Here is an 8,948-nt window from a genome sequence, read left to right on the forward strand (position 1 = left end):
GGACTCGGCGCCGTCGCGTTTGCGTTCGGACGCGCCGGCGTCAGCCATGGCGGCGGCTCCGCTCGCGGCCCGCGCGGCCCAAGCCGCGGCGGCGGTCAGTCGGGATCGGGCTCATCGCGCTTGCTCCCGGTTCGGGGCGGGTCGCCGCCGCCGGCCTGGGTCGCCTGCAGCTGCACGAGGTAGTCGTCTAGGCGGTCGAGGCGTTGTTCCCAGATCTGCCGGTAGCGGTCGAGCCAGCCGGAGACTTCCTGCAGCCGCTCGGTCTCGAGCCGGCACGGCCGCCACTGCGCCTCGCGGCCGCGCGCGATGAGGCCGGCGCGTTCGAGCACCTTGATGTGCTTGGAGATCGCCGGAAGGCTCATGGCGAAGGGCTCGGCCAGTTCGGTCACCCCGGCCTCGCCCTGGGCGAGCCGGGCCAGGATCGCGCGCCGGGTCGGGTCGGCCAGGGCGGCGAAGGTCGCATTGAGCGAGTCGACGGACATTCTATGAACCGATAGGTTAAATAACTGATCCGTTGATAAAGCCGGCGGCCCAGGCTGTCAAGCGGCGCGACCGCTGCACCGGCGAAAGGATGTTTAGCTGCATTGGGGAGCTGAGTCTTCGTTCGGCGATTTCATGGCGAGCCGACCGAAGCGGTCAACATCGTCGGCTTGCGTCACATAATAAATGTGATGCAATTCGCAGTAATATCGCACTCGTCAGGGAAGGTCGCCCGGCTGCAATCCCGTCTGTGGTCTGCCCTTGCGGGATCCCCGATGAAGCATTCGTACTCCAACGTGATGGTTGCCTGCGCACGCACGACGGCCACCGTCGTCGTCATCGCGCGGCCACGGCCGGTTCCTGCCCGGAGGCCTGCCGCATGCGCATAGGCCTCGACTACCGCGCCGCCACTACCGCCCCGGCGTCCCCGGCCGGGCGCCAGGTACTGGCTCTGGAACGCGCCTTGCGCAGCCGCAGCGGCATCGACACGGTGCTGTTCACCGCCGCGCCGGCCGAGCATCCGCATCGCGCCATCGCGGTCAGCGACGACGCGCCGCTGTCGCTCGACGACGACCCCGGCCTGCGCGATCGCTGGCACTACGACGCCGGTTTCCTGCCGGCGGCATTGCGCCGGGAAAAGATCGACCTCTACATCGCCACCGCCGACGGCGGCCTGCCGCTGTGGCGCAAGCCGGCCGGGGTGCGCCAGGTGGTGTTGCTGCACGACCTGTTCCGGCTGACCCTGCGCCGCCCGGGCACCTCGCCGTGGCGCGCGCTGAGCGACCGGATCCGGATCGGCCACGCGATCGCCAACGCCGACGCGATCTGGACGCCGTCGCGCTACACCACGGCCGAATGCGGGCGCCTGTATCCGGCCCACGCGCACAAGCTCTACGTGCTGCCCGATGCGGTCGCGCCGCTGCCGCCGCCGGCCGACCGCAGCAAGCTACCGCTCGCCCTGCCGCCGCGCTACTGGCTGTTGGTCGGCACCCGCGAGCCGCGCAAGAACGCCGACCTGTTCCTGCGCGCCTGGCTCGACGCGCGCCGCCGGCATTACGACACGCCGGACCTGGCCGTGGTCGGCTCGCCCGCCGACGTCGGCCCGGAACTGCGCCGGCTCAACGGCGTGCACTGGTTCGACGAGCTCGACGACGAAGGGCTGGCGCGCCTGTACGTGGATGCCGAGCGCCTGTGGCAACCCTCGTACGCGGAAGGCTTCGGCCTGCCGGTGCTGGAAGCGCTCGCCGCCGGCACGCCGGTCGCGGTCGCCGAAGGCAGCGCGCTGGAGGAAGTCGCGCCCGGCGACATGCCGCGCTTCGATCCGCACGACCGGCCGATGCTGACTCGGTTGATGATCCAGCTCGGCCGCGAAGCGATCGACGGCAACGCCGAACAGCGCCGCGCCTTTGCCCAGCGCTTCGCGCCGAACGCCTATGCCGCGCGCGTGGCGGCCCTGCTCGACGAGTTGATCAGATAGCCGCAGACACCGATGCGGCCGCGAAGGCGAGGCGCGCGGGCCTTATTCGCCGGCCTTATTCGTAGGGCGCGTGCTGCAAGCCCTGCGAAGCCAGCATCCGGTTGATGTTGGAGACCACGTGGCCGCGCTCGGGGCGCGGCGTCACCGTCAACAGCCGTTCGACCAGACTGTCGACGCGCGGCCAGAACACGGCATCGTCGCGCCACTGGCGCCGCCACATCGGCAAAGCGGCACGCAGCTGGCACAGATCGCCGTCGAGTTCGGCACGGGTTCGATGCATCGTTCACACCCCTCTGGCAACGACGGGCAAAGCCCGCTTCGAGCACATCGGCACGGACGGGCCGGGCCACTGGACTGTAGGCGCCCACGCCGGGGGACGCATGGACGGACCGGGCCGGATTCGCCGCCTGCGATCTGCATCGCGGCCGACGATTCCGGAACTCTCCTTATTCCGAACGCGTTCCGGAGCGCTTTCCCCACCTTAGGCCATAGCCGGGATGCTCGAAACATGACGAAAGTCACGTCTCGCGCATCGCTCGCCGATGAACAGGACGGGGGAGGTCAGGCCGGGAGGCGGGGAAGCGGCCGAACCGCCTCGGCTCAAGCCTGTGCGGCCGGCACCGCCGCGGCGGGTGCGGGCGTGCGGCGGTCGTCGCGTCGCTGCACGATGCGATCGCGCAGGCGCAGGAACGGCCGCTCCACCGCGTAATACAGCAGCGCGCCGCCGAGCAGCGCCGCCGCGGCATAGACGACGAGCGCGAGCAGGCCGTGGCCGTCGAGCCGGTCGCCGTAATGGCGCGAGACCAGGCCGAACATCTGCTTGTGGGTCAGGTAGAGACTGAACGACGCCGCGGCGAGCCAGGCGGCGCCCGGCACCCGCACCCGGCCGGTCCAGCGCTGCTCCGAAGCCGCGGCCGCGACCAGCAACGCGAGCCCGAACGAAACCACCGGGAAACCGAACACCGAGGCCTGGAAGCCCAGGCGATCCTGCGACAGCCAAATCGCTGCGGCGACGCCGGCCAGCCCGAGCGCGAGCAACACGCCACAGCGCCGCATCATCGCCGCCCACCACGACGGGCGGTAGGCGCGGATCGCCGCGAGCAGGACTCCGGCAAGCAAGCCGTCCAGGCGCATCCAGGTCGGGTAATAGATGCGCTCGACCCACGCGGTGCTGCCGTCGTCTAGGCTCGAATGCCAGACCCAGGCGCGCAAGACCATGCCGCCTGCGACCAATGCCACGGCGACCGCGACGGTTTTCCACAACGCCGGACGCCGCGTCAGCCACCAGGCCATCAATGGAAACAGCAGATAGAAATGCTCTTCCACGCACAGCGACCAGGCATGCGAGAAAGCCTTGTTGTGTTGATAGTCGATCAGCAGGTTCACGCTGAAAGTCAGGAACTGCCAGACCGGCTGCATGCCGGGGCGCTCGCGGAACTCGGGCACCAGCAGGTACAGCGCGATCACCGCCCAGAACGCAGGCAGCACGCGCATCGCGCGGCGCAGGTAGAAATCGCTCCAGCGCAACGGTTCGCCGCGGCTCAACGGCTTGAGCACCTGCCAGCCGATCAGATAACCGCTGAGAGCGAAGAACAAGTCCACCCCCATCCACCCGAACCGCGACATCGGCGGATACGGCGAGCCGAGTGCGGCGGCATGGAAGAACATTACCCATACGATCGCGATCGCGCGCAGCAGATCGAGGCCGGGCAGTCGGCTCATTGATGGTCCTGAAGGTGGATGTACGACAGAGGGATGGCGCTGCGATCGCATCGCGGCATTGCGCCGCGAGGTGGAAACCGCGCGACCAGTCTCGCCGAGAGCCACGGCCGCAACAAGAGGATTCGCAAGCGAAAAACGCCTGCGTTGCCACGTTCGCGCGGCGATCGCGAGCCAGCGGGCCACACCGGCGATGAGGCGGACGCGCCGCCGATGCCGGCACGATGCTTGCGCGTTCGACGGCGCGGTGTCGAGGGCGTGGCAGATCGACGGCGAGCGAGGCCGCCTCCTGCGGCATCTGCGCGTCGAGGACGGCGCCTGCGGCACCGGCGCGTCCGAGCGGATGCGGCATCTCGCTGGTCTCGCCACGGCTCCGCCTGGAAGCCGTCCTGCGGTGCCGGTGCGGACCGCCTGACCTAGGGTCGGCCCGAGGATGCCCGCGACGGCCCAGCGGATTAATTTCCAGGGGCGCGCTATCGATCCGGTGCGAGGTTTCTGCTGGGAGAACGCCCATGTCGGGTTTTCCGAATTTACCCGGACTTCTGGGTGGCGGCCGCCCGTCCTTTCCCGGCCTGGGCGGTCCCGGCCACGACCCGCTCGGCCTGGGCCTGCCCGGCCTGGGCGGCGACGATCACCACGGCCCCGGCTCGCCGCCGGGGTTGAACGGCGACGGCCCGCCGGGCCTGGAAAAGCCGCACGGCGGCCACGGCAACACCGGCGGAAATGGGGTCGATAACAGTCACGGCGGCGATACCAGTCCGGTCACGCCGCCGTCCGGCACCGCGCCGGGCTCGGCCGAGCACGACCGCCCGCACAACACCCCGAACGTGGTGAGTTCCGGCTCGGCGATGGACGACCAGATCGCTGCCTATCCGAGCCGCCTGCTGCCCGGTCAGTCGATGCAGTCGAGCGGCAACACCCAGACCGCGTTCAACCAGATCACCCAGTACCCGCCGCCGACCTTGTCCGAGCGCGCGCTCGGCAACGCCACCGGGTTGAGCGGCATGAACCGGCCGGTGTCGGCCGATGCGGTGCCGGGCAGCGCGATGACTATGCAACCCTCCGGCGTGCAGACCGCGATGCTCGGCAACCCGGGCGTGGCGGCCGCGGCCAACGCCGGCCTGCCGGCGCAGGTCGCCTATGCGGCGGCGCCTGCGCTCGCGGTGCCGGTGGCGACGCCGAACGCGGTGCTGGCCGCGCCGATGGCGAGCGCGCTGTACAGCGAGTCCTTGCTCGCGCAGCAGAACCTGCTCAACCAGTTGTCGATGATGCAGCGCCTGAGCACACCGCCGGCCGTGGTGCCGGCCAATGTCGCCGCCCCGGCCAGCGAAGCGCTGGTCGCGCCGACCGTGGTGCCGTTGATGGTCAACGCCGCGCCGAACGACCCGCGCAACCTGCCGCTGGCCAACGACCGCCTCAACCTGATGCGCGGCGACAGCCCGCTCAACACGGCCGTGTATGCCGACAGTCCCTACCGCCGCCCGCTGCGGCGCGGCGCCAAGGTCGACCAGGCTTCGCTGACGTACTGGTTGTGGGCGCTCGGCCGCGGCGGCACTCATCGCACCAGCCATGAGGCCGAACCCAGCCGCGAAGTGCTGCGTGCGCTGCAGTGGCTGTTCTGGGTGCTGACCGTGGTCGCCTACGCTTGCCTGGCGATGGCGGTGATCATCCTGTTGCCCGGCAGCGAATTCGTCAGCGAACGCGCCACCCCGGGCGTCAGCGGCCTGGCGTTGTTCTTGGGGGTTACGGTCGCGGCCGGCGCGTGGTGGCTGGGGCGGCGGTTGAATCGTCGCGGCTGAGGCGGCTGGGGCGCTTGCGCTACGGAGCTTCGCATCGCTGTTGCGAACCCGTCCCTGCAGGAGCGACGTACGTCGCGACCGCGGGACGCGGAGAGGCCGTAAAGCCGGCGTTATCCATCGAAGCGGCGTGCTTTCGCGAAGGGTAGGAGCGGCGCAAGCCGCGACCACGGGACGCGCAGAGGCCGCAAAGCCGGCGTCGTCCATTTAAGCGGCGTGCTTTCGCGAGGGTAGGAGCGGCGCAAGCCGCGACATCGCCTGCGGCGGTCTTGCGGCGCATCTTTCATGGACGATCATGATCAGGGCCAAGATCAAACCCGAAGCTTCCGCCACTAAAGCGGCGGGTTACTTTCTTTTGTCTGAAGCAACAAAAGAAAGGTAACCAAAGAAGTTGCTTTGCTTTGAATCACAGGCCCGCACGAGCGGTGCATCCGCGGTGATTTTTCATACGGACCTCCCTGTCCCGATGAAAAACGGCCCGCATCCGTGCGGGCCGCCTTTGGGTCTTCGATTGCCTTCGCGAGATCGAGGCGGCGTACGACAACGGCTAAAACCATGACTGCGGCATCGAAGAGGACGTACCGGCCTGGAACGGTGCGGTCGCGGCTTGCGCCGCTCCTACAGAGGATGGGTCGCCGCATAGCGGTGGACGTGCCACCGCGCTCCGATCGCGTCGCATTCGTCCTTACGAACGAACTGCTCGTACGCACGAAACATCCGTACGAACGAATCGGCCGCACAAACGAAAACGCCAGGCCCGGGGGCCTGGCGTTCGTACGACCGGGGTCGTGTACGGCTTAGTTGCGCTTGGCCATCGCGCCCTGCGCTTCGCCCATGGTCTTCAACGCGGTGCTGACGGCGTTGATGAACATCGAGTACATCTGGCTCTGCACGGTCAGCTCGGTGGAGTCGGCGGCGGTCGGCTTGTCGCCGATCGCTTCGGCCTTGTTCATCAGGGCTTCGCCGGCCTTTTCGATGAGCTTGCCCATCGCGGTGGCGAACGCCACCAGCCAGCCGCCACCCGCGCCGGAACGGCCGCCGCGCTTGGAATTACCCGACTCGTCGACGCCTGCGCTGTCGACCATGTTCTGCTGCGACAACTGGGCGTACTGAGTGTTGATATCCGACATGACGCTCTCCCTGGTTTTTGGGTAGATCAGCCGCCCCGGTCAGATCGCCTGCGGTAGCGGGATTGGTAAGCCTGTAGGTGAATTATCGGGATCGCCGCAAGGCTGTATAGCTGGGGCGTTCCCTAGGGCGAAACCGTTGCGGCGGGGCGATTTCGCAGGATTTGTGAACGCCCTCACCCCGCGTCGCCGGCGGCGCCGATTCAGCGGTAGGTCTTGACCGGTTTCTTGATGCCCAGCGACGAGGGCAGGCCGCTCGGCGGCGGCGCCGGCGTCGAGCCGCCGCCGCTGGAGGTCGCCTCGCCTTCCAGGTCGGGCTGGGTCTCCAGCCACTGCCGCGCCTTCTCCTCGCCGTCGCGCTGGCTGCGCTGGCTGAACTCGAGCGCGCGCTGCACCTTCGGGTCCTTCAGCGGGGCCTCGAAGGCCTTGGTCAGGCCGTCGCGGTCGCCGGGCTGGATGATGCGGTTCTCCTGCAACAGATCCAGGGTCTGGCTGAGGTTGGCCATCAGCGCCTGCGGGTCGGCCGCATCGTCGGGCTTGGCTTCGTCGAGGGCGCGGGCGAAGTGGTGCAGCAGCGCGTCGCGGTCGGCCGCGTCGATGCCGGACTGTTCGTTCAACAGGGCCTCGAAGTCGGCGAACATCTGCTCGCGCTGTTCCTGGGTCGGGGTGAAGGGCTGGGACATCGGACTCTCCTGTCGCAACGATGGCGGTGATGGCGATAACGAATCAGTAGACACTGCGGGCGCGACGCCCAGGAAGCGGCGGCGCGCCGATCTTTGACGGGGATCATCTCCCGGCGGTCGCGGCCGCAGGCGATCGAGCCGGGGCCATCGAGTATCGGCGATGCCCGCGAACGCGAAAGCCTGGGAACGCCCCCAGGGTCGGCGGCGCCGCGCCACGCGGCAAACCGCGGGGCGCGAAGCCCGGCATGAGCGGATCGATGCGGCTCAGCGCCGCGGCGCGAACCCCCGGTCGGTCAGGGCCACGCGGCGGAAATCGATGCCGATGCCGCGGCCGATGGCGGCGACGCCGTCGCGCAGGCTGGCGCGCTCGGCCGGGCTGCCGGCGTTCTGCCAGGCCGCCGCGGCCAGGGTCGCGACCAGACCGTACAGCTCGGCCGCTTCCTGCATGCGACTGCGCTCCATGGTGGTCATCGCCTCGCCGCGCGCGAGGCTGTCGGTCAGGCGCTGGCGCAGCGCGGCGAAAGCCGCGCCGTGATCGCTGCGCGCGCCGTCGTTGACCAGGGTCCAGCCGTAGATCATGAAGGCGTTGACGACGTCGCCGAGGTTGCGCGAGGAATAACCGTGTTCGGCCAGGCGGCGCTGGAACTGCGCCTGCAGACGGCCGGATTGCAGGGCCAGCAGGACCTGGTCGCGGTCGCCGCCGAGCTGGCGCGCCAGCAATTCGCGAAAGCGCGGGTTGCGTACGAACTCGGCGTCGATGGCGCGCAAGGTCGCGTGGTCGAGGGTCGGCCGGCGTCCGGTCAGGCTGTCGGCGAAGGCGGCGTTGAGGGCCTTCGATACCGCCGGCGCCGGCGCGAAGCTCAGGCTGTCGAGGCTCAGCGCGGGTCGCTTGGCGGCGCGCCGGTCCGGCGTCGTGTCCTGGCCTCGCTTGCCGGCCGGCGTCGCGGCTTCGTCGCCGCGGTGACGCATGATCTGCGAATGGGTGTAAGCGCCGACGCCGTCGATCAAGGGCGCATTGTCCTGCGCGCGCGCGGCGCCCGGCGCGGCGGCGAGCAGCAGCCAGGCGAGCGCGGCGGCGGCGGACGTGCGGTTGGCCATGCAGCGGTCCATGAGCGAGATCTCCCTGCCCGCTCCGCCGGCACGGCTCGACGCCTGCCGGACGCGCGCGGGCCTAGGCTCAGTCGTGGAAATGCGGATCGATGCTGAGCTGGCCGAGATTGCGCGAGGCGAAGCGGCGCATCAGCTCGGGGCTGGCGTCGCGGATCGCATCGAAGCTGGAACGCGAGCGCACGTCGGCGCGCAGTTGCCAGCCTTCGGCGGTCTTCGTCAGCAGCAGATCGGTGCCCGGCAAAGTGCTGTCGGCCAGACGCAGCAGAACCTGCCCTTCCTCGCCGCCGGCAGCGCCCTCGCCGACCGCGAGCTGGCGCACGTGGCGCTCGATCAGGTCGGCGAACGCGGCCGCGTTCGAATTCGGCAGGCTCGGCTGGGTCTGGGTGGCGGCGTCGCGCATCGCCAGCTGCGCTTGCCACATCGCCGAGGCCTCGGCCGGCGGCAGGCTCGCGAGTTCCTGGCGGCCCTGGTCCTGGCCGCTGCCGGCGTTGCGTTCTTCGAGGCGGCCGTGCTGGCGCGAGTGCTCGGCGACGGTGCGGGCATGCGCCTCGCCGGC

General features: G+C 69.6%; 9 protein-coding genes. 2 read left to right on the forward strand and 7 right to left on the reverse strand.

What is annotated here, in order from left to right:
• Positions 1-95 precede the first annotated feature (95 nt).
• Positions 96-482, reverse strand: a complete 387-nt coding sequence (locus tag ACSAMQ_RS18740; protein ID WP_435397111.1) for an ArsR/SmtB family transcription factor — start codon at positions 480-482, stop codon at positions 96-98.
• Positions 483-859: 377 nt separating this feature from the next.
• On the opposite strand from ACSAMQ_RS18740, the gene ACSAMQ_RS18745 reads away from it, so the two are divergent.
• Complete coding sequence (locus ACSAMQ_RS18745; RefSeq protein ID WP_435397112.1) at positions 860-1,957, forward strand: glycosyltransferase family 4 protein; 1,098 nt, start codon at positions 860-862, stop codon at positions 1,955-1,957.
• Between the two features lie 55 nt (positions 1,958-2,012).
• Here ACSAMQ_RS18745 and ACSAMQ_RS18750 read toward each other — a convergent pair whose 3' ends face one another.
• Entirely contained in the window at positions 2,013-2,237 is a 225-nt protein-coding gene (locus ACSAMQ_RS18750; protein ID WP_031373937.1) for a hypothetical protein, read from the reverse strand.
• A 320-nt stretch (positions 2,238-2,557) separates the two neighbouring features.
• Positions 2,558-3,679, reverse strand: a complete 1,122-nt coding sequence (locus tag ACSAMQ_RS18755) for an acyltransferase family protein (protein WP_435397113.1) — start codon at positions 3,677-3,679, stop codon at positions 2,558-2,560.
• A gap of 509 nt (positions 3,680-4,188) precedes the next feature.
• Between ACSAMQ_RS18755 and ACSAMQ_RS18760 the strand changes: the two genes are divergently transcribed.
• Entirely contained in the window at positions 4,189-5,475 is a 1,287-nt protein-coding gene (locus tag ACSAMQ_RS18760) for a hypothetical protein (RefSeq protein WP_435397114.1), read from the forward strand.
• A 794-nt stretch (positions 5,476-6,269) separates the two neighbouring features.
• Here ACSAMQ_RS18760 and ACSAMQ_RS18765 read toward each other — a convergent pair.
• From ACSAMQ_RS18765 to ACSAMQ_RS18780, 4 genes are all read right to left on the reverse strand, one after another.
• Positions 6,270-6,602 (reverse strand): hypothetical protein, encoded by a 333-nt coding sequence (locus ACSAMQ_RS18765; protein WP_435397115.1) that lies wholly within the window; start codon positions 6,600-6,602, stop codon positions 6,270-6,272.
• 200 nt (positions 6,603-6,802) lie between these two features.
• On the reverse strand, positions 6,803-7,282 hold the full coding sequence (locus ACSAMQ_RS18770; protein WP_435397116.1) for a hypothetical protein: 480 nt from the start codon (positions 7,280-7,282) through the stop codon (positions 6,803-6,805).
• 264 nt (positions 7,283-7,546) lie between these two features.
• On the reverse strand, positions 7,547-8,380 hold the full coding sequence (locus tag ACSAMQ_RS18775) for a hypothetical protein (protein ID WP_435397117.1): 834 nt from the start codon (positions 8,378-8,380) through the stop codon (positions 7,547-7,549).
• Between the two features lie 79 nt (positions 8,381-8,459).
• On the reverse strand, positions 8,460-8,948 hold a 489-nt coding region (locus tag ACSAMQ_RS18780), incomplete at its 5' end, for a hypothetical protein (protein ID WP_435397118.1).

This window comes from Lysobacter sp. 1R34A (assembly GCF_051217035.1).
Lineage (GTDB): Bacteria > Pseudomonadota > Gammaproteobacteria > Xanthomonadales > Xanthomonadaceae > Lysobacter.